Annotated in this window: 23 protein-coding genes; 17 read left to right on the top strand and 6 right to left on the bottom strand. The window is 55.7% G+C overall.

The window, feature by feature from the left end; genetic code table 11:
• The first annotated feature begins 1 nt into the window (after position 1).
• Both tdh and RT120_RS13455 read left to right on the top strand, forming a co-directional pair.
• Positions 2–1030, top strand: coding sequence for an L-threonine 3-dehydrogenase (gene tdh / locus RT120_RS13460; RefSeq protein WP_312983230.1), 1029 nt, complete (start codon positions 2–4; stop codon positions 1028–1030).
• A 163-nt stretch (positions 1031–1193) separates the two neighbouring features.
• Positions 1194–1997, top strand: a complete 804-nt coding sequence (locus RT120_RS13455) for a glycosyltransferase family 2 protein (RefSeq protein WP_312983371.1) — start codon at positions 1194–1196, stop codon at positions 1995–1997.
• A 14-nt stretch (positions 1998–2011) separates the two neighbouring features.
• Here the strand turns inward: RT120_RS13455 and RT120_RS13450 are convergent, their stop codons facing one another.
• From RT120_RS13450 to gpmM, 3 genes are read right to left on the bottom strand one after another with little or no spacing between them, the layout of a single operon-like run.
• Positions 2012–2950, bottom strand: coding sequence for a divergent polysaccharide deacetylase family protein (locus tag RT120_RS13450; protein ID WP_312983228.1), 939 nt, complete (start codon positions 2948–2950; stop codon positions 2012–2014).
• A gap of 3 nt (positions 2951–2953) precedes the next feature.
• The gene (gene envC / locus RT120_RS13445) at positions 2954–4234 is read right to left on the bottom strand and encodes a murein hydrolase activator EnvC (RefSeq protein ID WP_312983226.1); all 1281 of its coding nucleotides are present in this window, start codon (positions 4232–4234) and stop codon (positions 2954–2956) included.
• 9 nt (positions 4235–4243) lie between these two features.
• Positions 4244–5791 carry a 2,3-bisphosphoglycerate-independent phosphoglycerate mutase gene (gpmM, locus tag RT120_RS13440; RefSeq protein ID WP_312983224.1) on the bottom strand — a complete coding sequence of 516 codons (1548 nt, stop codon included), beginning with the start codon at positions 5789–5791 and terminating at the stop codon, positions 4244–4246.
• Between the two features lie 245 nt (positions 5792–6036).
• Between gpmM and RT120_RS13435 the strand changes: the two genes are divergently transcribed.
• From RT120_RS13435 to cysE, 5 genes are all read left to right on the top strand, one after another.
• Positions 6037–6468, top strand: coding sequence for a rhodanese-like domain-containing protein (locus tag RT120_RS13435; RefSeq protein ID WP_312983222.1), 432 nt, complete (start codon positions 6037–6039; stop codon positions 6466–6468).
• A 19-nt stretch (positions 6469–6487) separates the two neighbouring features.
• Positions 6488–6739, top strand: coding sequence for a glutaredoxin 3 (grxC, locus tag RT120_RS13430; RefSeq protein ID WP_125294979.1), 252 nt, complete (start codon positions 6488–6490; stop codon positions 6737–6739).
• A 51-nt stretch (positions 6740–6790) separates the two neighbouring features.
• The gene (secB, locus tag RT120_RS13425) at positions 6791–7258 is read left to right on the top strand and encodes a protein-export chaperone SecB (protein WP_002436726.1); all 468 of its coding nucleotides are present in this window, start codon (positions 6791–6793) and stop codon (positions 7256–7258) included.
• Positions 7258–8277, top strand: a complete 1020-nt coding sequence (gpsA, locus tag RT120_RS13420) for an NAD(P)H-dependent glycerol-3-phosphate dehydrogenase (RefSeq protein ID WP_312983220.1) — start codon at positions 7258–7260, stop codon at positions 8275–8277. The genes secB and gpsA overlap by 1 nt, the downstream gene beginning before the upstream one ends.
• Positions 8278–8352: 75 nt before the next feature.
• Positions 8353–9174: a serine O-acetyltransferase gene (cysE, locus tag RT120_RS13415; RefSeq protein ID WP_312983219.1), complete on the top strand. Its 822-nt coding sequence runs from the start codon at positions 8353–8355 to the stop codon at positions 9172–9174.
• Here the strand turns inward: cysE and trmL are convergent.
• The 3 genes from trmL to cpxR form a co-directional block, all read right to left on the bottom strand.
• Positions 9171–9644, bottom strand: coding sequence for a tRNA (uridine(34)/cytosine(34)/5-carboxymethylaminomethyluridine(34)-2'-O)-methyltransferase TrmL (gene trmL / locus RT120_RS13410; RefSeq protein ID WP_312983217.1), 474 nt, complete (start codon positions 9642–9644; stop codon positions 9171–9173). The genes cysE and trmL overlap by 4 nt on opposite strands.
• Before the next feature lie 86 nt (positions 9645–9730).
• The gene (gene cpxA, locus RT120_RS13405) at positions 9731–11104 is read right to left on the bottom strand and encodes an envelope stress sensor histidine kinase CpxA (protein WP_312983215.1); all 1374 of its coding nucleotides are present in this window, start codon (positions 11102–11104) and stop codon (positions 9731–9733) included.
• Complete coding sequence (gene cpxR / locus RT120_RS13400) at positions 11101–11799, bottom strand: envelope stress response regulator transcription factor CpxR (protein ID WP_125294970.1); 699 nt, start codon at positions 11797–11799, stop codon at positions 11101–11103. Before cpxR ends, cpxA begins: the two co-directional genes overlap by 4 nt.
• A gap of 148 nt (positions 11800–11947) precedes the next feature.
• On the opposite strand from cpxR, the gene cpxP reads away from it, so the two are divergent.
• The 10 genes from cpxP (at position 11948) to RT120_RS13350 (ending at position 22428) form a co-directional block, all read left to right on the top strand.
• Positions 11948–12454: a cell-envelope stress modulator CpxP gene (gene cpxP, locus RT120_RS13395; protein WP_312983214.1), complete on the top strand. Its 507-nt coding sequence runs from the start codon at positions 11948–11950 to the stop codon at positions 12452–12454.
• 145 nt (positions 12455–12599) lie between these two features.
• Positions 12600–13502 carry a CDF family cation-efflux transporter FieF gene (gene fieF, locus RT120_RS13390; protein ID WP_312983212.1) on the top strand — a complete coding sequence of 301 codons (903 nt, stop codon included), beginning with the start codon at positions 12600–12602 and terminating at the stop codon, positions 13500–13502.
• 180 nt (positions 13503–13682) lie between these two features.
• Positions 13683–14645 carry a 6-phosphofructokinase gene (pfkA, locus tag RT120_RS13385; RefSeq protein ID WP_312983211.1) on the top strand — a complete coding sequence of 321 codons (963 nt, stop codon included), beginning with the start codon at positions 13683–13685 and terminating at the stop codon, positions 14643–14645.
• Positions 14646–14784: 139 nt separating this feature from the next.
• On the top strand, positions 14785–15774 hold the full coding sequence (locus RT120_RS13380) for a sulfate ABC transporter substrate-binding protein (protein WP_312983209.1): 990 nt from the start codon (positions 14785–14787) through the stop codon (positions 15772–15774).
• 60 nt (positions 15775–15834) lie between these two features.
• Positions 15835–16599: a CDP-diacylglycerol diphosphatase gene (locus RT120_RS13375; RefSeq protein ID WP_409515049.1), complete on the top strand. Its 765-nt coding sequence runs from the start codon at positions 15835–15837 to the stop codon at positions 16597–16599.
• 293 nt (positions 16600–16892) lie between these two features.
• Entirely contained in the window at positions 16893–18227 is a 1335-nt protein-coding gene (locus tag RT120_RS13370; protein ID WP_312983208.1) for an MFS transporter, read from the top strand.
• A gap of 10 nt (positions 18228–18237) precedes the next feature.
• The gene (locus RT120_RS13365; RefSeq protein WP_312983205.1) at positions 18238–19197 is read left to right on the top strand and encodes an aminoimidazole riboside kinase; all 960 of its coding nucleotides are present in this window, start codon (positions 18238–18240) and stop codon (positions 19195–19197) included.
• Positions 19198–19208: 11 nt separating this feature from the next.
• Positions 19209–20249, top strand: coding sequence for an ADP-ribosylglycohydrolase family protein (locus tag RT120_RS13360; RefSeq protein WP_312983203.1), 1041 nt, complete (start codon positions 19209–19211; stop codon positions 20247–20249).
• A gap of 67 nt (positions 20250–20316) precedes the next feature.
• Positions 20317–21039, top strand: coding sequence for a GntR family transcriptional regulator (locus RT120_RS13355; protein WP_312983201.1), 723 nt, complete (start codon positions 20317–20319; stop codon positions 21037–21039).
• A gap of 84 nt (positions 21040–21123) precedes the next feature.
• Positions 21124–22428 carry an SLC13 family permease gene (locus RT120_RS13350; protein ID WP_312983199.1) on the top strand — a complete coding sequence of 435 codons (1305 nt, stop codon included), beginning with the start codon at positions 21124–21126 and terminating at the stop codon, positions 22426–22428.
• Positions 22429–22503: the final 75 nt, after the last annotated feature.

Here is a 22503-nt window from a genome sequence, read left to right as displayed (position 1 = left end):
CATGAAAGCATTATCGAAGCTGAAAGCAGAAGAAGGCATCTGGATGGTGAATGATGCCCCCGAGCCGGAAGTGGGACATAACGATCTGTTAATCAAAATCCGCAAAACGGCTATCTGCGGTACCGATGTGCATATTTATAACTGGGACGAATGGTCACAAAAAACCATTCCAGTACCGATGATTGTCGGCCACGAATACGTGGGCGAAGTGGTCGGTATCGGCCAGGAAGTAAAAGGCTTCAAGATTGGCGATCGCGTTTCCGGCGAAGGGCATATCACCTGCGGTCATTGCCGTAACTGCCGTGGTGGCCGTACCCACCTGTGCCGCAACACCATCGGCGTGGGCGTCAACCGTCAGGGCTGCTTTGCCGAGTATCTGGTATTACCCGCGTTTAACGCGTTTAAAATCCCGGATAATATTTCTGATGACTTAGCCTCTATCTTCGACCCGTTCGGCAATGCGGTGCACACGGCGCTGTCATTCGACCTGGTGGGCGAAGACGTGCTGGTATCCGGCGCAGGCCCTATCGGTATTATGGCGGCGGCAGTCGCGAAACACGTTGGCGCGCGCCACGTGGTGATCACCGACGTGAACGAATACCGCCTCGAGCTGGCTCGCAAAATGGGCGTCACCCGCGCGGTGAACGTATCCAAAGAGAACCTGCACGATGTGATGAAAGACCTGGGAATGACCGAAGGGTTTGACGTCGGTCTGGAAATGTCCGGCGCGCCGCCGGCGTTCCGCGCCATGCTGGATACCATGAACCACGGCGGGCGTATTGCCATGCTGGGTATTCCGCCGTCGGATATGTCCATCGACTGGAACAAGGTCATCTTCAAGGGCCTGTTCATTAAGGGCATCTATGGCCGCGAAATGTTCGAGACCTGGTACAAAATGGCTGCACTGCTCCAGTCAGGGCTCGACCTCACGCCTATCATCACTCATCGCTTCACTATCGATGATTTCCAGAAAGGCTTTGACGCTATGCGCTCAGGCCAGTCCGGCAAAGTTATTCTCAGTTGGGATTAACGCTGGGATTAACAATGAAAGCGCCTTCGGGCGCTTTTTCTTATGCTAAATTCTGTAATATCATTTCCTGCGAAAAACCTTATCTAAAATCACACTAAACTCGCCTTTTTTTTCTGATTGATCCTCTATGGTTAATAGGATCCCACAAGACAGAGTCAGGATGATGTTTACACTTTCGGTATGTTTATTAACGCATAACTCCGCGCGCTTATTACGTGAAGTTTTACCGCCCCTTATTCGTGTGGCAGATGAAATGGTTGTGGTAGATTCCGGCAGCACCGATGAGACGCTGGAAATCTGCCGCGAATTCGGTATTACGCCTTTTCATCACCCTTATTCAATGCACGGTATGCAGATGAATGTGGCGATTGAGCGCGCCAGCCATGATTGGGTGTTATGCATGGACAGCGATGAAATTATGGATGAACAAACCGTCAATTTCATTCTGGCTCTGAAAGCGGGCGATGAGCCTGCCAAAGATAAAGCCTGGCGTTTGCCGCGTTACTGGTATGTATTAGGCGAGCAGGTCAGAACCCTGTATCCCATCTCTTCTCCAGACTTCCCGGTCCGCTTGTTTAATCGCCAGCATGCGCGATTTAATCTGCGTCCGGTGGATGACCAGGTTGAAGGGCATACCTGCAGCGAAAAAATGCCGGGGCGTGTGCGCCATGATACGTTTTATACGCTTCACGAAGTGATCAATAAACTGAATGGCTATACCACGCGGCTGGTGAAATATACCGCCGTCAGGCCGTCGATTACGCGCGGCTTTATTAGCGCCATTGGCGCATTCTTCAAATGGTATTTATTTAGCGGCGCATGGCGCCAGGGGCGCGTTGGCGCAGTGACGGGGTTTTACGCCACGCTTTACAGCTTTCTCAAATATTTTAAAGCCTGGTATGCCCATGCCGATAGCAAAGCGCCCGTAACCGGGCATGAAACAGACTCCGCCTCTTTGCAAAAATAACCCGTCACGGCGGGTTATTTTATGGCCGGCGTTTTCCAGCCCTGCCACTGGTTCACGATGTACTTCGCCATCCCGCTCTGACTGATGCTTTCACCCATCACGGAGAAATAGCGCGTGGCGTACACCGGCTCAGGCGGCTGTTTGCTGTTGCAGATCTTCACGCCCCGGAACGGATTACGCGGCGTAGTAGAGGGCGGCGGCGTCAGGTTCGGCGTCGAGGTATCGGTTTGCGGCTCATTCAACAGGCTGCTCGGCCGTACCAGCGTGATATCCGCAGGCAAGCTGTAGACCATCTGCTGCAAGACGCGCACGGTGGAAGGGTGGGGATGCCCGATGGCGATGGCAGAGCCGTTGCGCCGCGCCAGCGCCACAGCACGATTAAACTGGGTGCGGATATCGGCTTCGTTTTGGGTGTCGTCGAGAAACACTTTGCGCTTAATGACTTTCACGCTGGTGCCTGCCGCCGCGCGCATTGCCTGGCTGTTGCCGATGGTCATACTGTCGAGGAAATAGAGGTTATAACGCCCCAGCGCCTGCATCACTTTTTGCATACCGAACAGGCTGGAGGTCATAGCGCTGCCCATATGGTTGTTCAGACCCACGGCATGCGGCACGTTGCCAACCGCATCGCGGATAATGCGCTCGATTTCATCACTGCTCATTTCTGGTCGCAGCGTGTCTTTTTCCAGCGGCTGTTTGCTGAGCGGCGCCATAGGCAAGTGGATCAAGACCTCATGGCCGCTGTTGTGGGCTTTGGTGGCCATTTCCCGGGCGTGCGGCGCATTAGGCAGAACGGCGACGGAAATCGCGGGCGGCATAGCCAGGATCTGGTTTTCGGTTTGTGGGCGATAACCAAAGTCATCAATCACTATCGCCAGTTTGCCCGCCATGGCCGGAGTGAATACCGCCAGACTGGCGGCAAGTGAAAGCAGTAATCGTCGAAATTGAAGCAAAACTTATCTTCCCAACCACGGTTGTGGGTTAACGGCTTGTCCCTGCCGACGAATTTCGAAATAGAGTGAAGGGCGGCCCTGACCGCCGCTGTTGCCTACCAGCGCGATAGGCTGACCGGCGCGAACCTGGGTCCCGACGCTAACCAGCGCGCTTTGGTTGTAACCGTACAGGCTCATATCGCCTTTACCGTGTTCAACCACCACCACAAGGCCGTAGCCTTGCAGCCAGTCGGCGAGGATCACGCGGCCATCGGCAATGGCTTTAACTTCCGTGCCTTCCGACGCGCCGATAACAATCCCCTTCCAACGTAGTTCACCTTGTAGCTGTTCGCCATAGCGATGCAGTAAAGAACCGCGTACCGGCCAGTAAGCCTGGCCGCGCGGCGAGCCCAGCCCACCGGTGCGCGACATCAGTGACTGTTCGCTTTCGGTCGGCTTGTAGGTGGTGCCTTTACGGCTGGCTTCCTGCTGTTTGCTACGCACCTGCTCGGCTTCGCGGGCTTCCCGTTCGGCGCGAGCCTTAGCCGCTGCTTCCGCACGGGCGATGCTGTTGCGCAAGCGCGATTCGTTCTGGCGCATCTCGCTAAGCTGGTTCTGCCCCTGCTGGATAGAAGATTCCAGACCGCTAATCGTCTTCTTACGCTCGTTACGCGCCTGTTCAAGCTTCGCCTGCTGCGCCTGCTGTTCATACAGCAGGGTTTGCTGCTCGCTCTGCTTCTCTTCAAGCTCGGCTTTCTGCGACGCCACTTCTTCACGGGTCTGGCGCAGCTGCGCGATAGTTTCCTGACGCGCCTGGTTCAGGTAGCCGAAATAGGCCTGCAAACGCTGGCCGCGCTGGCTCTCTTCGCCGCTCAGAATGAGCTGGATGCCGGTGTGCTGGCCCTGGCGGAACGAGGCGTCGAGCTGGGCGGCGAGGTTACGCTCCTGCGAGGCTTTCTGTTTTTCCAGTTTGGCGATAGAGGTGTTCATTGCGCTGATCTGGCGATTCAGCTGCGCAAGGCTGTTTTCGGTTTCACGCAAGGCACGGGTGGCGGCGGCGATAGCCTGTTCCTGGGCTTTTAGCTGCGCCAGAAGCGTGCTGCGTTGCTGTTGCTGTTGGCGTACCGCGCGCTCTTTGGCGGCGATATCCTGTTGAATGGATTTGAGCTGATCGCGCTCATCCGCCGTGGCGGAAAATGGGTATAACAATACGCCAGCGCTAAGCACGCTGGCGTATAGCAGGGTCATTAAACAAAACCGCTGTGGTTTCATGCCCCGAATTGAAAAGTGCACCTTTCCCCTCATGGGGAGGGATTATTCCACGATGAACAGCGGCTTACCAGTCATCTCTTGCGGGATGTCCATGCCCATCAGGGACAGCATTGTCGGCGCGATATCAGACAATTTGCCGCCTTCTACCGCTTTAACCGATTTTCCGCCCACATAAATCAGCGGAACTGGCAGGTTGGTATGCGCGGTATGCGCCTGGCCGGTAGACGGGTCACGCATCTGCTCGGCGTTGCCGTGGTCAGCGGTAATCAGCAGCTGGCCGCCAACAGACTCAACAACTTCAGTCACTTGAGCGATGCAGTTATCCAGCGCTTCCACCGCTTTCACCGCTGCGTCAAACACGCCGGTGTGACCAACCATATCGCCGTTCGGGTAGTTGCAGATAATGGCGTCATATTTACCGCTGCGGATCGCGGCGGTTAATTTTTCAGTTAATTCTGCAGAGCTCATTTCCGGTTGCAGGTCGTATGTCGCCACTTTCGGAGAATTGATAAGGATGCGATCTTCGCCCGCGAAGGAATCTTCCACGCCGCCGTTAAAGAAGAACGTAACGTGGGCGTATTTTTCGGTTTCAGAAATACGCAGTTGAGTTTTGTCGTTTTTCGCCATCCATTCGCCGAGGGTGTTAACCAACGAGCTCGGCGGGTAAGCGCAGGCGGTGTCGATGTTGGCGGCGTATTCGGTCAGCATCACGAAGTTAGAGAACTTCACGACTTTCTTACGGGCGAAACCGTCGAAATCGGCGTTAACAAACGCGCGGGTGATTTGACGGGCGCGGTCAGCACGGAAGTTCATGAAAATCAGCGCATCGCCGTCTTCCATCGCGGCGTCTGGCTGGTCTTCGGCGCGGATCACGGTTGGTTTAACGAATTCGTCGTTTTCGTCACGCGCATACGCAGCTTCCAGAGCGGCAACGGCGCTGTCTGCCTGGTATTCGCCCTGTGCCAGGGTCATCAGATCGTAAGCCAGCTCTACGCGGTCCCAACGGTTGTCGCGGTCCATGGCGTAGTAACGGCCAATAATAGTGGCGATACGACCTTTGCCCAGGGCGGCGAAGGTTTCTTCAAAGCGTTTCAGGCTGGATTCGGCGCTGCGCGGCGGGGTGTCGCGTCCGTCCAGGAAAGCGTGTAGGTAGATTTTTTCCGCGCCGCGTTCTGCTGCCAGTTCCACCATCGCCAGGATGTGGTCTTCGTGGCTGTGTACGCCGCCTGCGGAGAGCAGCCCCATGATGTGCACAGCTTTGCCGGAAGCAACTGCGGTATCTACCGCGCTGGTCAGTACCGGATTAGAGAAGAAAGTACGTTCTTTAATTTCAACGTCCAGACGGGTCAAATCCTGATACACGATGCGGCCCGCGCCCAGGTTCACGTGGCCCACTTCGGAGTTGCCCATCTGACGATCCGGCAGACCCACTTCCAGACCTGATGCGTCAATCAGGGTATGCGGACGTTTTGCCCACAGGCTGTCCATTACTGGCGTTTTAGCGCTGAAAATAGCGTTATCCTGCTGATCTTCACGGTAGCCGTAGCCGTCCAGAATCATCAGGACCATTGGTTTTTTAGAAACCGACATTGCGATAACCTCATTGCTTAAAGATAAAAAATTTGCGTAATTTTACTACAACTTATTGGCACGAATAGCCGCAGAAGATCAAAAAAAGCGGGCGGGTAGTCTGTCCCTTTTGGCGCTTTTGGTCATTTTTTCCGTAACAGCCCGCAGAATATGCATTACCTGTCGCGCGCTGGCTGTAATTGGACCAATGCAAAGGTATACTCCTCACCTGGTTTTTTTCACTTAGTCGGGAGCCTTTACCCCCCATGCAAGAAATTATGCAATTCGTTGGCCGTCACCCCATACTTAGTATCGCCTGGGTCGCGTTACTGGGGGCGGTGCTCTTTACCACGTTCAAAAGCCTTACTTCTAAAGTGAAGGTGATCTCGCGTGGTGAAGCGACGCGTTTAATCAACAAAGAAGACGCAGTGGTGGTGGATATTCGTCAGCGCGACGATTTCCGCAAAGGCCATATCGCCAGCGCCCTCAACATGCTGCCCAATGAAATCAAAGCCAATAACACGGGCGAGCTGGATAAGCATAAAGCGCAGCCGATTATTGTGGTTGATGGCAACGGCATGTCAGCCCAGGAATCCGCTAACGCGCTGATGAAAGCCGGTTTCGAGCGTGTATTCGTGCTGAAAGACGGTGTAGCAGGCTGGAGTGGTGAAAACCTTCCACTGGTGCGCGGAAAATAACTCACGCTAAGGTATCGCCATGGCCAATATCGAAATCTATACCAAAGTGACTTGCCCTTACTGCCATCGTGCAAAAGCATTGCTGGCGAGCAAAGGCGTCGCGTTTGAAGAGCTACCCATTGACGGGGACGCTGCTAAACGGGAAGAGATGATTAAGCGCAGTGGCCGCACCACGGTGCCGCAAATTTTTATTGATGCACAGCACATTGGCGGTTGTGACGACTTGTATGCGCTGGATGCGCGTGGTGGACTCGATCCCCTGTTGCGCTAGCGCTGCTTCGCCGTAAGGCACTTTGAAGGACAAACAATAAAGGGTTTACACATGTCAGAACAAAACAACACTGAAATGACCTTTCAGATCCAACGCGTTTACACCAAGGATATTTCTTTTGAAGCACCGAATGCGCCGCATGTGTTTCAGAAAGACTGGCAGCCGGAAGTCAAACTGGACCTGGATACCGCATCCAACCAGTTAGCAGACGACGTTTATGAAGTGGTTCTGCGCGTAACTGTCACCGCTACGCTGGAAAACGACACCGCGTTCCTGTGCGAAGTACAGCAGGCGGGCATCTTCTCCGTTGGCGGCATCGAAGGCACGCAGCTGGCGCATTGCCTGGGTGCATACTGCCCGAACATTCTGTTCCCGTATGCACGTGAATGTATTACTAGCCTGGTTTCCCGCGGCACGTTCCCGCAACTGAACCTTGCGCCGGTTAACTTCGACGCGTTGTTCATGAACTATCTGCAACAGCAGTCCGGCGAAGGTGCGCAAGACCATCAGGATGCCTGATGAATAACACTACTGCTTCAATGACAGTCATCGGTGCCGGCTCTTACGGCACCGCTCTTGCCATTACCCTGTCGAGAAACGGCCACCAGGTTGTGCTCTGGGGCCACGATCCTAAACATATCGCGACGTTACAGGCTGACCGCTGCAACGCCGCGTTTCTCCCGGATGTGCCTTTCCCCGACTCTCTCCATCTTGAAAGCGATCTCGCTACCGCGCTGGCGGCCAGCCGCAATATTCTGGTGGTGGTGCCAAGCCATGTGTTCGGCGAAGTGCTGCGCCAGATTAAACCGCTGATGCGCAGTGATGCGCGCGTGGTCTGGGCCACCAAAGGGCTGGAAGCGGAAACCGGGCGTCTGTTGCAGGACGTTGCCCGTGAAGCGCTGGGCGAGGATATCCCGCTGGCGGTGATCTCCGGGCCGACGTTTGCCAAAGAGCTGGCGGCAGGCCTGCCGACGGCGATTTCGCTGGCGTCTACCGATGAAACCTTCACTGAGGATCTTCAACAGCTGCTGCACTGTGGGAAAAGCTTCCGCGTTTACAGCAACCCGGACTTCATCGGCGTGCAGTTGGGCGGCGCGGTGAAAAACGTTATCGCGATTGGCGCCGGGATGTCTGACGGTATCGGCTTTGGCGCGAACGCGCGCACCGCGTTAATTACCCGCGGGCTCACCGAGATGACGCGTCTTGGTGCCGCATTGGGTGCCGATCCCACTACCTTTATGGGGATGGCGGGCCTGGGCGACCTGGTGCTGACCTGTACTGACAATCAGTCCCGTAACCGCCGTTTCGGCATGATGCTTGGACAAGGCATGGACGTCACCACTGCCCAGCAGACCATTGGCCAGGTGGTGGAAGGTTATCGCAACACCAAAGAAGTGCGTGAGTTAGCAGCGCGCTTTGGGGTGGAGATGCCAATAACCGAGGAAATTTATCAAGTATTGTATTGCGGAAAAAATGCGCGCGAGGCAGCATTAACGTTGCTCGGGCGAGCACGCAAGGACGAGAAAAGCAGTCATTAATGGAGCCCACTGTTACCTTTATCGCGCACCGGTAAGTTCTTTTACCGGGCGCTGCTTGTTTTTCTGGAGAGAGCAATGCCGTGTGAAGAACTGGATTTGGTATGGAATAACATAAAAGCCGAAGCGAGGGCGCTCGCCGACTGCGAGCCAATGCTTGCCAGTTTTTACCATGCTACGTTGCTAAAACATGAAAATCTCGGCAGCGCGCTGAGCTACATGCTGGCGAACAAACTGGCGTCGCCGATTATGCCCGCCATCGCGATCCGTGAAGTGGTGGAAGAGGCGTATGACGCCGACCCGCAGATGATTGAATCCGCCGCCTGTGATATTCAGGCCGTGCGTACCCGCGACCCGGCGGTAGATAAATACTCCACGCCGCTGCTGTATCTGAAAGGCTTCCATGCGTTGCAGGCGTACCGTATCGGTCACTGGCTATGGAATCAGGGCCGTCGCGCGCTGGCGATTTTCCTGCAAAACCAGGTGTCGGTTTCTTTCCAGGTGGATATTCACCCGGCGGCGAAAATTGGCCGCGGTATTATGCTCGACCACGCCACCGGCATTGTGATTGGTGAAACCGCCGTGGTGGAAAACGATGTCTCCATCCTGCAATCAGTAACCCTTGGCGGTACCGGTAAAACCAGTGGCGATCGCCATCCGAAAATCCGTGAAGGAGTGATGATTGGCGCCGGGGCGAAAATTCTCGGCAATATCGAGGTCGGGCGCGGCGCGAAAATCGGCGCGGGCTCGGTGGTGTTGCAACCGGTTCCCCCACATACCACCGCCGCAGGCGTACCGGCGCGTATTGTCGGCAAGCCGGAAAGCGATAAGCCCGCCATGGATATGGATCAGCATTTCAACGGCGTGAATAACGGCTTCGAATACGGCGACGGTATTTAACTGCGCAGTACGGCGCCTGCGTAATCGAGCTGGCGCCACGCTTCATACACCACCACCGACACCGCGTTAGATAAGTTCATGCTGCGGCTGTCCGGCATCATCGGAATACGAATTTTTTGCTGCGCGGGCAGGGCATCCAGCACGCTCGCCGGTAACCCACGCGTCTCCGGGCCAAACACGAAATAATCGCCAGCGGCATAGCGCACTGCGCTGTGGGCGGGCGTGCCTTTGGTGGTTAATGCGAACAGGCGCTCCGGTTTTTGCGCGTCCAGGAAAGTCTCGTAGCTGGCATGACGGGTTACGGCGGCAAACTCATGATAATCCAGACCCGCCCGGCGCAGGCGCTTGTCATCCCAGGTGAATCCCATCGGCTCGATGATATGCAGTTTAAAACCGGTGTTGGCGCACAGGCGGATGATGTTGCCTGTGTTCGGCGGAATTTCAGGTTCGAAAAGTACGATATTAAGCATAAGGCCCCCATCAACAAGGGGCGCAGAATAGCAGAAGTGAGCGGGGAGAAAAACGCGTCTCTCCGTTATGCAGAGAGACGCGGTTATCAGGTGCGGCGATACAGCGGTAGCCAGATCACCAGACGCAGACCGCCGAGCGGGCTGTCTTCGGCTTTGACCCAGCCACGATGCTGCTGAATAGCGGTTTCGACAATCGCCAGGCCAAGCCCGGTGCCGCCGGATTCCCGGTCGCGCGCCTCATCGGTACGGTAGAACGGCCGGAAAATCTGCTCCCTGTCTTCCGGGCTGACGCCGGGGCCGTCGTCGTCCACCGTGACGGTAATGCCCTCTTTATCCACCGAGAAGCTGACGCAAATTTGGGTGTGCGAATAGCGCAGGGCATTACGCACAATGTTTTCCAGCGCGCTTTCCAACGCATTTGGGTTGCCATACAGCAGCCATGGACCTGGCGGGTAAGCCACTTCGAACGATTTGCCCATCTGCTCGGCTTCAAACGCGGCGTTATCCAGCACTTCGCGCCACAGTTGGTTGGCCTTCATGGTCTCGCTGACCAGCGCATTTTTTTGCTGATTGCGCGACATCACCAGCAGGTCGTTGATCATGCTGTCCAGCCGGTGGGCTTCCGTTTCAATGCGCTCCAGCTCTTTGCTTTCGCCAGCCCGGCGGCGCAGCAGCGCGGTGCCCAGTTGCAGGCGCGTGAGCGGCGTGCGTAGCTCATGGGAGATATCAGACAGCAACCGCTGCTGGGTGGTCATCATGCGTTCCAGCGCCGTCACCATCTGGTTAAAGCTGGCTCCCGCCGCGAGAAACTCCTGCGGTCCGGCTTCCAGTTCCGGGTGCTGGCGTAAATTACCCTGCGCCACTTCATCGGCGGCATTTTTCAGCTTACGCGCCGGTTTCGCCAGGCTCCAGGCCAGCCATAACAACAATGGCGAGCTGACCAGCATGGTAACGATGAGCAGCAATAGCGGGCGGTCGAACAACAGGTTGATAAAGTCAGATTGCGAGTTGCTGGCCGGGCGGATCAGGTAAAGCTGATAGTTGTCTTCACCGTCACGCACGGAAAAGGGGCCGACCATTTCCTGGCGACCGTACTTTTTCTTTTGCGGATGATCGGAGTTGTCTGCCTGGCCGATAAAGTTGCGAATGATCTGCATTTCGCTGCGTTCTGCGCCTATCACGCGCCCTTCGCTGGTGACCAGTACCAGGCGTTGACCCGGCGGTGCCCACTTGTCAATGGCGCGGAACAGCCTGCGCCACCACATCAAATCATTGGGCGGGTCGTTAGCCAGTTCAGCTTCGACATGCTGTTCAATCATCACGCCCTGGCGTTGCTCGCTTTCCAGCAGCTCGGTCATTTGACGTGAATCGAGCTTCGGCAACATCAATACCAGCATCAAAACCAGGGCCAGGGTCAGCCAAAAAATCGCAAATATTCGCGCGGTCAGGCTACCAATCATGAAGCGGATACCATCAGGTAACCCCGTCCACGTAAGGTTTTAAACCACGGATGCCCGTCTTTACGATCTGGCAGTTTGCGGCGCAGATTAGAAATATGCATATCAATGGCGCGATCGAACGGCGTCAGGCGCTTTCCTAACACTTCCTGGCTGAGATGCTCCCTGGACACCACCTGGCCTAAATGCTGGGCCAGTAGATAAAGCAGGGTGAATTCGGTGCCGGTAAGTTCCAGCGCGGTGCCGTCGAAGCTGGCTTCCTGGCGGCCTGGGTTCAGGCTCAGGGCATCAACTTCCAGGTTCGGCGAGCCGTTGTCGCTGTTTTGCTGCTGCTCGCTCCAGTGGGAACGGCGCAGGATAGCGCGGATACGCGCCACCAGTTCACGGTCATTGAACGGCTTCGGTAAATAGTCATCCGCGCCCAGTTCAAGGCCTAACACGCGGTCCAGCTCGCTGCCGCGCGCGGTCAGCATAATTACGGGCGTCTGGTGAGTCTGACGTAGCTCTTTAAGCGTATCGATACCGTTTTTCTTCGGCATCATCACGTCGAGCAAAAGCAGGTCGATGCTGTCATCCAGAAGATTAAGCGCCTGCTCGCCATCGTGGGCGACCTGCACATTAAAACCTTCCATGTCGAGAAGCTCTTTTAAAAGAGAAGTGAGTTCACGATCATCATCAACTAACAGGATTTTATTCATTGTTAATACCTCCGAGGCAAAAATTACGTCATCAAGGCCCGGTAATCCATGACTTTACGTTGTTTTACACCCCCTGACGCATGTTTGCAGCCTGAATCGTAAACTGGTCCTCGTTGAATCGCAGCACCCAAGTTTCCAGGAGTCAGTGATGCGCAAAGTTACCGCTGCCGTCATGGCCTCAACACTGGCATTCAGTACGTTCGCAAGCCAGGCTGCTGAAGTCGTTACAGGCGATAACTGGCACCCCGCAGAAGGGCTGGCGCAACGAAACAGTGTGCAGAGCCATATGTTTGACGGCATTCGATTAACCGAAAAGCAACGTCAACAGATGCGCGACCTCATGCAGCAGGCGAAGCATGAACAGCCGCCTGTTAATGTTAGCGAAATGGAGACCATGCATCGCCTGGTCACCGCAGAAAATTTTGATGAAACCGCTGTGCGGGCTCAGGCCGAAAAGATGGCACAAGAGCAGGTCGCGCGCCAGGTCGAGATGGCGAAAGTGCGCAACCAAATGTACCGGCTGTTAACGCCGGAGCAGCAAGCGGTTTTAAACGAGAAGCACCAGTATCGCATGCTTCAGTTGCGGGAAGTCTCGCAAATGCAACGGTCCTCCTCGGCAAACGTGTTTAGTAGCAGTACCCGTAGTAACCAGTAACAACCCTGTTTTCCTTGCCATAGACACCATCCCTGTCTTCCCCTCCCTAACCGGAGGGGTTTTTTTTGTCCTGCTTTCGCCTGGCACCCGTCTGAGTTTACCGCGTGATTCGTTATACTTTGCGAATCGACATGCGGGAGTCTTTATGAATCAATCTTATGGGCGTCTGGTTAGCCGCGCCGCCATTGCCGCTACGGTCATGGCGTCGCTGCTGCTGATTGTCAAAATCTTTGCCTGGTGGAAAACCGGCTCGGTCAGTATTCTGGCTGCACTGGTGGATTCGCTGGTGGATATCGCCGCCTCGCTGACCAATCTACTGGTGGTGCGCTACTCCTTACAGCCTGCCGATGACGAACATGCGTTCGGCCACGGTAAAGCCGAGTCGCTGGCCGCCCTGGCGCAGAGCATGTTTATCTCCGGCTCGGCGCTATTTCTGTTTCTGACCGGTTTCGAACGGCTGGCGAACCCCGCGCCGATGGAATCACCGCAGATTGGTATCAGCGTTACCGTTATTGCCCTGATCAGTACCCTGATCCTGGTGACGTTTCAGCGCTGGGTGGTGCGTAAGACCAAAAGCCAGGCGGTGCGGGCAGATATGCTTCATTATCAATCTGATGTTATGATGAACGGCGCTATTCTGGTGGCGCTTGCGCTTTCCTGGTATGGCTGGCATCGTGCTGATGCCTTGTTTGCGCTGGGTATTGGCATCTATATATTATATAGCGCGTTACGGATGGGCTATGAAGCCGTCCAGTCACTGCTGGACCGCGCATTACCGGATGATGAGCATCAGGTCATCATCGACATTGTTTCATCGTGGCCTGGTGTCCGGGGCGCACACGATCTTCGCACGCGGCAGTCAGGGCCGACCCGCTTTATTCAAATCCATCTGGAAATGGACGACAACTTACCGCTGGTTCAGGCGCATATTGTGGCTGAGCAAGTGGAACAAGCGATCCTGGGGCGTTTTCCGGGATCGGACGTGATTATTCATCAGGATCCCTGCTCTGTTGTGCCGCAGGGGCGACAGGGAAATTTTCAGCTTTAATAGCCGCTGGAAAAGTGAGCCAAACGGCTTTTTTTGTATAATTTACCGCCGTTCGGTCTGACCTGAATCAATTCAGCTGGAAGCTATTGATATACTATCTGCATCATTAGTCCATCGCCTGGTGATGCAGGCGTTTCCGGCAACAGGATTCAATATTGTATTCTACGTTCAGAGGTAGTCATGATTAAGAAAATCGGGGTATTGACGAGTGGCGGTGATGCGCCAGGCATGAACGCCGCCATTCGCGGCGTGGTGCGCGCCGCGCTGACAGAAGGTCTGGAAGTTTTTGGTATTTATGACGGCTATCTCGGCCTGTATGAAGACCGTATGGTTCAGCTCGACCGTTACAGTGTGTCTGACATGATTAACCGTGGCGGCACATTCCTGGGCTCCGCTCGTTTTCCTGAGTTCCGCGAAGAACACATTCGCGCGGTGGCTATCGAGAACATGAAAAAACGCGGTCTGGACGCGCTGGTGGTTATCGGCGGCGACGGCTCCTATATGGGTGCTAAGCGCCTGACCGAAATGGGCTTTCCGTGCATCGGCCTGCCGGGCACCATTGATAACGACGTTGCCGGTACTGACTACACCATCGGTTACTTCACCGCACTGAGCACCGTGGTTGAAGCTATCGACCGTCTGCGTGATACCTCTACCTCTCACCAGCGTATTTCTATTGTTGAAGTGATGGGCCGTTACTGCGGCGACCTGACCCTGGCGGCAGCGATTGCCGGTGGTTGCGAATTTATCGTTCTGCCGGAAGTTGAGTTCAACCGCGACGACCTGGTGGCGGAAATCAAAGCCGGTATCGCGAAAGGCAAGAAACACGCCATTGTGGCCATTACCGAGCACATCTGCGATATCGATGAACTGGCGCGCTACATTGAAGCTGAAACCCAGCGTGAAACCCGCGCTACAGTACTGGGCCACATCCAGCGTGGCGGGTCTCCGGTGCCTTACGACCGTATTCTGGCTTCCCGTATGGGCGCATATTCCATTGAACTGCTGCTTCAGGGCCATGGCGGTCGCTGCGTGGGCATTCAGAACGAGAAGATGGTTCACCACGACATCATCGACGCTATCGAAAATATGAAGCGTACCTTCAAAGGCGACTGGCTCGACTGCGCCAAAAAACTGTACTGATCAAAAAGCCGGGTTCGCCCGGCTTTTTATTGCCTGATGTTATTCCCTAAAGTTATAGCCAATCTTTTTTTATTCTTTAATCATCTCAGGCATTTCTGGCAGGCTATTTTCATACACACAATTTAGAAGAGAGCGTGCGATGAATAAGTTTGGCGTGGGATTAACATTGCTTCTGGCATCGACCAGCGTACTGGCGAAGGATATTCAATTACTGAACGTGTCTTATGACCCGACGCGTGAACTGTACGATCAATACAATAAAGCCTTTAGCGAGCACTGGAAAAAAGAGACCGGCGATAACGTGGTGATCCGCCAGTCACACGGCGGTTCGGGCAAACAGGCGACGTCAGTCATCAATGGGATTGAAGCCGACGTCGTGACGCTGGCGCTGGCCTATGATGTCGACGCCATTGCCGAGCGTGGTCGCATTGATAAAAACTGGATCAAACGCCTGCCGGACAACTCCGCGCCTTACACTTCCACCATTGTTTTCCTGGTGCGCAAAGGCAACCCGAAACAAATCAAAGACTGGAACGATCTGGTGAAACCGGGCGTTTCCGTGATCACGCCAAACCCAAAAAGCTCCGGCGGCGCGCGCTGGAACTATCTGGGAGCCTGGGGTTACGCGCTCCATCAGAACAACGGCGATCAGGCTAAAGCACAGGAATTCGTTAAAGCGCTGTTCAAAAACGTTGAAGTGCTGGATTCCGGCGCACGCGGTTCAACCAATACCTTCGTTGAGCGCGGTATCGGCGACGTGCTGATTGCCTGGGAAAACGAAGCGTTGCTGGCAACCAACGAATTAGGCAAAGACAAATTTGAGATCGTTACCCCGAGCGAATCTATCCTGGCTGAGCCGACCGTATCGGTAGTCGATAAAGTGGTAGAGAAAAAAGGCACTCAGGCCGTGGCCGAAGCCTATCTGAAATATCTCTACACGCCGGAAGGCCAGGAGATCGCCGCGAAAAACTTCTACCGCCCGCGTGATGAGCAAGTTGCGAAGAAATATGAAAGCGAGTTTCCGAAACTGAAGCTGTTCACCATTGACGAAGTGTTTGGCGGCTGGACCAAAGCGCAGAAAGAGCACTTCTCCAACGGCGGCACCTTCGACCAAATCAGTAAACGCTAAATCAGACGGCCCTTCGGGGCCGTTTTTGTGCCAGACTTCATCTTCACGAAGGCAAAGGGCATGAAGATGAAAAAAGCGCTGACCGTTCTGGTCTGTCTCCTGCTGATTATCGCCGCGATAGCGGGCGGCCTGTGGTTTTACTTCAAAGGCCAGTCAGACGCCCTGCGCGATATCGTGTTTCATCAGTGCGTGCCCAATCAACAGCGGCACGACAATCCTGCCCCCTGCGAAGAAGTGAAGATGGATGCCGGCTTTGTGATTTTTAAAGACCGCAACGGCCCGCTGCAATATTTGCTTATGCCCACCTGGCGTATTAACGGCATCGAAAGCCCGATGCTGCTGCATCCCAAAACCCCGAATTATTTCTGGCAAGCCTGGCAGGCACGGCGCGTAATGAGCGAGCGGCGCGGCGCGGCGGTGCCGAATAACGTCGTCTCGCTGACCTTAAACTCGACACTGGGTCGCACCCAGAACCATCTGCATATTCATATTTCCTGCCTGCGCCCGGACGTGCGCGAAAAGCTTAACCACGAAGCGGCGCGGATCAGCAGCCAGTGGCTGCCGCTGCCTGGCGGCATTGATGACACGCCGTATCTGGTGCGCCGGGTCAGTGAGGCGGAGCTGGTTCGGCGCAGCCCTTTCATCATGCTGGCCCAGGAAGTGCCGGGAGCGCGTGCCCATATGGGGCGCTTTGCGCTGGCGATGGCGCAGCAGCCCGACGGCTCTTTTGTGTTACTGGCGACCGAACGCAATCTGCTTAACCTCAATCTCGCCAATGCCGAAAAGTTGCAGGATCACGACTGCGCACTGCTCAATTCACAATAATTTTTCTGCGCTTTATGGCGTGTCGTGGATACCGGCGGCACGCTCACCCGTTTTTGCCAAGGCGATCGCATTATCAGGCTGGATAAATCAGCCTGAGCAATATTTATTGTGAAACTGATCAAAAGATATAAGAGTATACCTTTATATCTTTTAAACGATCCCTACACTGACTGTGTGCCGTAGATAAACGGCGCACTGCCCATCACCAGGCAAATTTAACCGTTTCACTTTCAGGTAGTTAAATAAAACCCACAGCCATGCGTCTTCAGACCGGGCTCACCAGGGATACCGTCATGAAACTTTCTATCGTGGAAAAAATAGGTTTTGGCGCAGGGGATATGGCGATTAATGTCGTTATCATCGCCATGCAGCTCTTGCTCGCCTACTTCTATACCGACATTTACGGCTTGCGGGCGGCGGATGTCGGCGTGCTGTTTGTTGTCGTGCGCATGATCGACGCGATTATCGATCCGGCCATGGGTATTCTTACCGATAAATTTACTACCCGCTGGGGCCGCTACCGACCATGGATGCTTTGGTTCGCCATCCCGTTCGGCTTCGCGGTGTATCTGATGTTTATCACTCCCGACGTGGCCTACACCGCCAAACTGGCGTGGGCGTACTTTACCTACATTCTGATGACGCTGGTCTATACCGCCATCACCATCCCTTACATTTCGCTGATCGGGGTGATTACCGATGATCCGGTAGAACGCCTGAGTGCCAACGGCTATCGCTTCGTGATGACTAAAATCGCCGCGTTCCTGGTGACTATCGTGGTTCCGATGCTGGCGGTATGGCTGGGGCAGGGCAATAAGGCGCTGGGCTATCAGCTCTCTATGGGCCTGATGGGCATTATGGGTGCGCTGCTGTTCGTGTTCTGCTTCTTCACTACCCGCGAGCGCAGCGAACCGGAAATCCCGGCAATGTCGCTGAAAACGCAGTTCACTTATCTGCTGCGTAACGATCAGTGGATTATTCTCGGTGTGGTCATTCTGCTGTTGATGTGCGGCTACGTGATCCGCGGCTCGGTTGCGGCCTATTACGCAAAATACTTTCTCGGCGGCGGCGACAGCCTGATCTCTCCGTTCCTGACCGTAGGCGTCGTGGCCTCAATACTGGCGATGATCGTCACCACCTGGGTTACCAAGTTCTACGACAAAATCAAAATGTTCCGTTATACCCAGTTGATCACCTTCGTGCTGAGTATCGCTATGTATTTCGTGGTGGGGCATGAAAACCTGATCCTCGCATTTGTTTTCTATTTCCTGATCAACTTCTTCTGCGACATGCAAATGCCGGTGTTCTGGTCGTCGATTGCCGAAGCGGTGGATTACGGCGAGAAAAAGAACGGCCTTCGTGTCTCTGGCCTGGCGTTTGGCGGCATTCTGTTCTTTCAGAAATTTGGCATGGGCATCGCGGGCGGCATCCTCGGCTTCTTGCTGAGCTATTTCGGCTATCAGGCGGATGCGGTACAGAGCGACCGGGCGCTGATGGGTATTGCGCTGATGATGACCCTGATCCCGGCGGTGTTCCATCTGGTGATTGGATTGCTGATGAAAAAGTACCTGATCAATAACGACTATTACCGGGAAATCCGCGCTGAGCTTACCCAGCGTGCGGTGTAAGGAGGCGCATATGCAACCCGCTAAAAAGGTTTGGGTTATTGGCGATGCCTCGGTGGATTTAGTGCCGGACACCGACAAAACCTATCTGAAATGCCCCGGCGGCGCGTCGGCAAACGTGACGGCCTGTATCGCGCGCCAGGGCGGAAACTGCGGATTCATTGGCCGCCTGGGCGACGATGACGCCGGGCGGTTTCTGAAGGATGTTCTGCAAAAAGAGGGCGCGGACGTCACGCAGTTGCGGCTTGATGCGCACCTCACCAGCGCAGTGCTGATCGTCAATTTAACGCCTGACGGCGAGCGCAGCTTCACCTACCTGGTGAAGCCCAGTGCCGACACCTTTGTCGACATCGCTGATTTGCCGGTTTTCCAGCCCGGTGAGTGGTTCTACTTCAGTTCAATCGGGCTCACGGATTCACCCGCGCGGGAAGCCTGCCTGGAAGGCGCGCGGCGCATGCGCGCAGCAGGCGGTCAGGTGATGTTTGACGTCAATCTGCGGGAGAGCATGTGGCGCGACGTCAGCGAGATCCCGGCGCTCATGGCGCGGTCCGTGGCGCTGGCCAGCATCTGCAAAGTGTCTGCCGATGAGCTGTGCCGTCTGGGCAGCGTGGCTCGCTGGCAGGACGCGCGCTACCTGCTGCGGGAAATGGGCTGCGACACCACCGTGATTTCACTGGGCGCAGCGGGCGCGTATCTGATTTGCCCGCAGGGCGAGCAGCATTTCCCGGCACCGCAGGTTCCTGTCATCGACACCACCGGCGCGGGCGACGCGTTTGTCGGCGGCCTGCTGTTGCACCTTTCCCGGTGCGAAAGCTGGGGAATGATGGAGCTTGCCGCGGCCATCCGCCACGCCAATGCCTGTGGTGCGCTGGTGGTTACCGCCAAAGGAGCGATGACCGCGCTGCCGTACCCCCACCAGTTAACCGATTTTCTCGCCGCGCATCCGTGCGGCGTAGACCCCGTTCATTCGTAAAGGAGTTAGTCATGCACGTTGATCACAATAAAATTTTAGGTTGTTTAGTGGGTGCCGCCGCCGCTGATGCCATGGGCGCGGCGACGGAAGTCAGAACCCAACAGCAGATTAAAGACTATTTTGGCGGCTGGGTGACCACCTTTCAGAAACCGCCTGCGGATACCTTTGGCCGCTGCAACGACGCGGGAATGTGCACCGATGACTTTATCCAGGCGAAATACATTATCGACGCACTGTTGAACCACCAGCGCCAGGTCACCGACGAGGTGATGCGCGAAGCCTTTACCCGCTGGCTGGCCTATCCCTTCTACGCCAACTTCACCGGTCCAACGACCCGGGCGGCCATGAAAGCGCTGTTCAACGATAATCGTGCGTCATTGCAGGGCGAACTGGAAGGCGAAAAGCAGTCAGTGCAGATCGTCAACAAAGGGAATGCCGAAGCCACTAACGGCGCGGCGATGAAAATTTGGCCAGCGGCGGTTCTGCATCCTGGCGATCTGGAGCTGGCGATCGATGCGGCGCTGAAGATTACCCGCTTCACCCATAACAACGTGCTGGCGATGTCCGGCGCTGCGGCAATGGCGGCGGCGACCAGCGAAGCGCTGCGGGCGACTACCAGCGCCGATAGCATTATTGCGGCGGGCATTTACGGTGCCGATCGCGGCTACGCGCTGGCCCAGCAGCAGGGGGCGATGATGGTCGCCGGTCCGTCGGTGGCGCGGCGTATCGAACTGGCGGTGGCCATCGGTAAACGGCACGCCAGTTGGGAAACCGCGATTGTGGAAATCAGCGATATCATCGGCACTGGCCTGCATGTCAGCGAAGCGGTGCCCGCCGCCTTTGGCCTGTTCGCGTGTTGTCCCGATTCTGCGGTTGATGCTATCATTTCCGCCGTTAATATCGGCAATGACACCGATACCGTTGCCACCATGGTTGGGGCACTTTCCGGCGCATTCCACGGCGCGAATGCCTTCCCTGACGACTATTTAACGACCATCAATCGAATGAATAATTTCGATTTGGCTGAGCTTGCCAGGCAGATTGCGGGGTAGCCGAGCGTTTACCTTGCCGGGGACGGGTTAACCGTCCCCCTGCTGGCGGAAATTCGAGGTAAACAGGTTGCAGGTCGATAAGGCAAGTTTCACACCGCTCTACAAGCAGCTGTTCTACATCATCTGCCAGCATATTCAGGATGGAACCTGGGCCTTAGGCAGCCAGCTTCCGACCCAGAAAGAGATTGCCCGCACCTATAACGTCTCGTTAATCGTGGTGAAACAGGCCTGGAGCGAACTGATCAACGCCGGGGTGATCACGTCCCAGCGCGGCAGCGGTTCGGTCGTCAGCGCAGTACCGGAAGGCGTCAGCTACGGTCATACGTTTCGCGGCATTACCAGCGACTTACGCGATGCCAGCGTGGCAATCGAAAACCGCATTCTTGATATCGGCCCGCGTCGCGCCCGGGATGCGCTGGCGGATGGCCTGAGCCTGCCGTCGCACCACCACTTCCTGTTTATTTCCCGCATTCGTTACCTGAACCAGCGCCCGTTCAACCACGAAAAAATCTATCTGGATCTGTCGTTCTTTCCGGGGCTCAGCCTCACTGCGGACGATCTGGCCAATACGTCGCTCTATAGTTTGCTGAATGTCAGCAGCGATTCTGCGACGGAAAAAGTCGACGCTATTCTTCCCACGCCCGATTTGTGCGAAAAGCTGCAAATCCCGGAAAATAAACCGCTGCTCTCCGTGGCGCGGCAGACCTTTCTGGCGGGCCAGGAACGCCCGTTTGAATACTGCCGCTATTACGTCCTGTCTGACTACTTCGGTGAGATTCATTATCACTAACCTGCCGGTTCTGGTGGGGAAGGTGAGATTTACTTAACCCAGGGCTGCCCGTAGACTTGCTGCAAAAAACGACAGGAGACAGGTATGTCGCTTTGGCTTTCCCACCCGCTATTCCTTCCTTCGCTGGTGATTGGCATCACCATTGTGCTCTGGGCCACCTCGCTATTGCCGGAGTTTATTACCGCATTGCTGTTCTTCACCGTGGCGATGGTGGCGAAAATCGCCCCGGCAGACACGTTGTTCGGCGGCTTCGCCTCGTCGGCGTTCTGGCTGGTATTCAGCGGCTTTGTGCTGGGCGTGGCAATCCGTAAAACCGGCCTGGCTGACAGAGTGGCAAGGGCGCTGTCGGCGCGGCTTAACGACTCCTGGTGGCTGATGGTGGCAAGCGTAGTGCTGCTCAGCTATGCGCTGGCGTTTGTCATGCCGTCTAACATGGGCCGCATCGCGCTGTTAATGCCTATCGTGGCGGCGATGGCGAAACGCTTTGGCATCGAAGACGGCACCCGCAGCTGGTACGGGCTGGCGCTGGCGGTCGGTTTCGGCACCTTCCAGCTTTCCGCCACCATTCTGCCCGCTAACGTGCCTAATCTGGTGATGAGCGGCGCGGCGGAAGGTTCATACGGCATTCATCTTAACTATCTGCCCTATCTGCTGCTGCATACACCGGTGCTCGGCCTGCTGAAAGGCTTCCTGCTGATTGTACTGATTGTCTGGATGTTCCCCGGCAAGCCGACGCCACCGAAAACCCTCGCGCCAATGGGGCCGATGAGCGGCGCGGAAAAACGCCTGGCCTGGATGCTGCTGGTGGTGCTGACGCTGTGGGTTACCGAAAGCTGGCACGGCGTTGGGCCAGCCTGGACCGGGCTGGCGGCGGCGGTGATTACGCTGCTGCCGCGTGTGGGCTTTATCAATGGCGATGAGTTCGCCAGCGGGGTGAATTTCCGCACCTGTATTTATGTCGCCGGGATCCTCGGGCTGGCGATCACCGTGACGGAAACCGGCCTGGGGCGCGTGGTAGGGGAATCGTTATTGAAAGTGATGCCGCTTGACCCGCAACGGCCCTTTACCAGCTTTGTGGCGCTGACCGGCATCACTTCGGCGCTGAACTTCATTATGACCGCCAACGGCGTCCCGGCGCTGTTTACCACGCTGGCGCAGAGTTTCGCACAGGCGACGGGTTTCCCGCTGCTGTCGGTGATTATGATTCAGGTGCTGGGCTATTCAACGCCGCTGCTGCCGTATCAGGCGTCGCCCATCGTGGTGGCAATGGCGCTGGGTAAAGTGCCTGCCAGGGCGGGGATCAAACTCTGCCTGGCGCTGGCGGTGGTCACGTTCCTGATTTTACTGCCGCTGGATTATGCCTGGTTCCGGCTGTTGCACCAGCTATAAAAACAAAAAACCCTGCCGAGGCACTGAGGGATCCCCACAAACTCAGCGCTAATAAACCAGCACCATATTCTGATA

Origin of the sequence: Atlantibacter sp. (genome assembly GCF_032062175.1) — a bacterium.
GTDB lineage: Bacteria > Pseudomonadota > Gammaproteobacteria > Enterobacterales > Enterobacteriaceae > Atlantibacter.
Note: the sequence above shows the minus strand (reverse complement) of the source record. Positions and strands in the feature narration are given on the sequence as shown.

Bases quoted from the DNA above. Each gene is read 5' to 3' on its own strand.
- tdh (WP_312983230.1), top strand. From the start codon at position 2: ATGAAAGCATTATCGAAGCTGAAAGCAGAAGAAGGCATCTGGATGGTG.
- RT120_RS13455 (WP_312983371.1), top strand. From the start codon at position 1,194: ATGTTTACACTTTCGGTATGTTTATTAACGCATAACTCCGCGCGCTTA.
- envC (WP_312983226.1), bottom strand. From the start codon at position 4,234: ATGAGGGGAAAGGTGCACTTTTCAATTCGGGGCATGAAACCACAGCGG.
- gpmM (WP_312983224.1), bottom strand. From the start codon at position 5,791: ATGTCGGTTTCTAAAAAACCAATGGTCCTGATGATTCTGGACGGCTAC.
- RT120_RS13435 (WP_312983222.1), top strand. From the start codon at position 6,037: ATGCAAGAAATTATGCAATTCGTTGGCCGTCACCCCATACTTAGTATC.
- grxC (WP_125294979.1), top strand. From the start codon at position 6,488: ATGGCCAATATCGAAATCTATACCAAAGTGACTTGCCCTTACTGCCAT.
- secB (WP_002436726.1), top strand. From the start codon at position 6,791: ATGTCAGAACAAAACAACACTGAAATGACCTTTCAGATCCAACGCGTT.
- gpsA (WP_312983220.1), top strand. From the start codon at position 7,258: ATGAATAACACTACTGCTTCAATGACAGTCATCGGTGCCGGCTCTTAC.
- cysE (WP_312983219.1), top strand. From the start codon at position 8,353: ATGCCGTGTGAAGAACTGGATTTGGTATGGAATAACATAAAAGCCGAA.
- trmL (WP_312983217.1), bottom strand. From the start codon at position 9,644: ATGCTTAATATCGTACTTTTCGAACCTGAAATTCCGCCGAACACAGGC.
- cpxA (WP_312983215.1), bottom strand. From the start codon at position 11,104: ATGATTGGTAGCCTGACCGCGCGAATATTTGCGATTTTTTGGCTGACC.
- cpxR (WP_125294970.1), bottom strand. From the start codon at position 11,799: ATGAATAAAATCCTGTTAGTTGATGATGATCGTGAACTCACTTCTCTT.
- cpxP (WP_312983214.1), top strand. From the start codon at position 11,948: ATGCGCAAAGTTACCGCTGCCGTCATGGCCTCAACACTGGCATTCAGT.
- fieF (WP_312983212.1), top strand. From the start codon at position 12,600: ATGAATCAATCTTATGGGCGTCTGGTTAGCCGCGCCGCCATTGCCGCT.
- pfkA (WP_312983211.1), top strand. From the start codon at position 13,683: ATGATTAAGAAAATCGGGGTATTGACGAGTGGCGGTGATGCGCCAGGC.
- RT120_RS13380 (WP_312983209.1), top strand. From the start codon at position 14,785: ATGAATAAGTTTGGCGTGGGATTAACATTGCTTCTGGCATCGACCAGC.
- RT120_RS13375 (WP_409515049.1), top strand. From the start codon at position 15,835: ATGAAGATGAAAAAAGCGCTGACCGTTCTGGTCTGTCTCCTGCTGATT.
- RT120_RS13370 (WP_312983208.1), top strand. From the start codon at position 16,893: ATGAAACTTTCTATCGTGGAAAAAATAGGTTTTGGCGCAGGGGATATG.
- RT120_RS13365 (WP_312983205.1), top strand. From the start codon at position 18,238: ATGCAACCCGCTAAAAAGGTTTGGGTTATTGGCGATGCCTCGGTGGAT.
- RT120_RS13360 (WP_312983203.1), top strand. From the start codon at position 19,209: ATGCACGTTGATCACAATAAAATTTTAGGTTGTTTAGTGGGTGCCGCC.
- RT120_RS13350 (WP_312983199.1), top strand. From the start codon at position 21,124: ATGTCGCTTTGGCTTTCCCACCCGCTATTCCTTCCTTCGCTGGTGATT.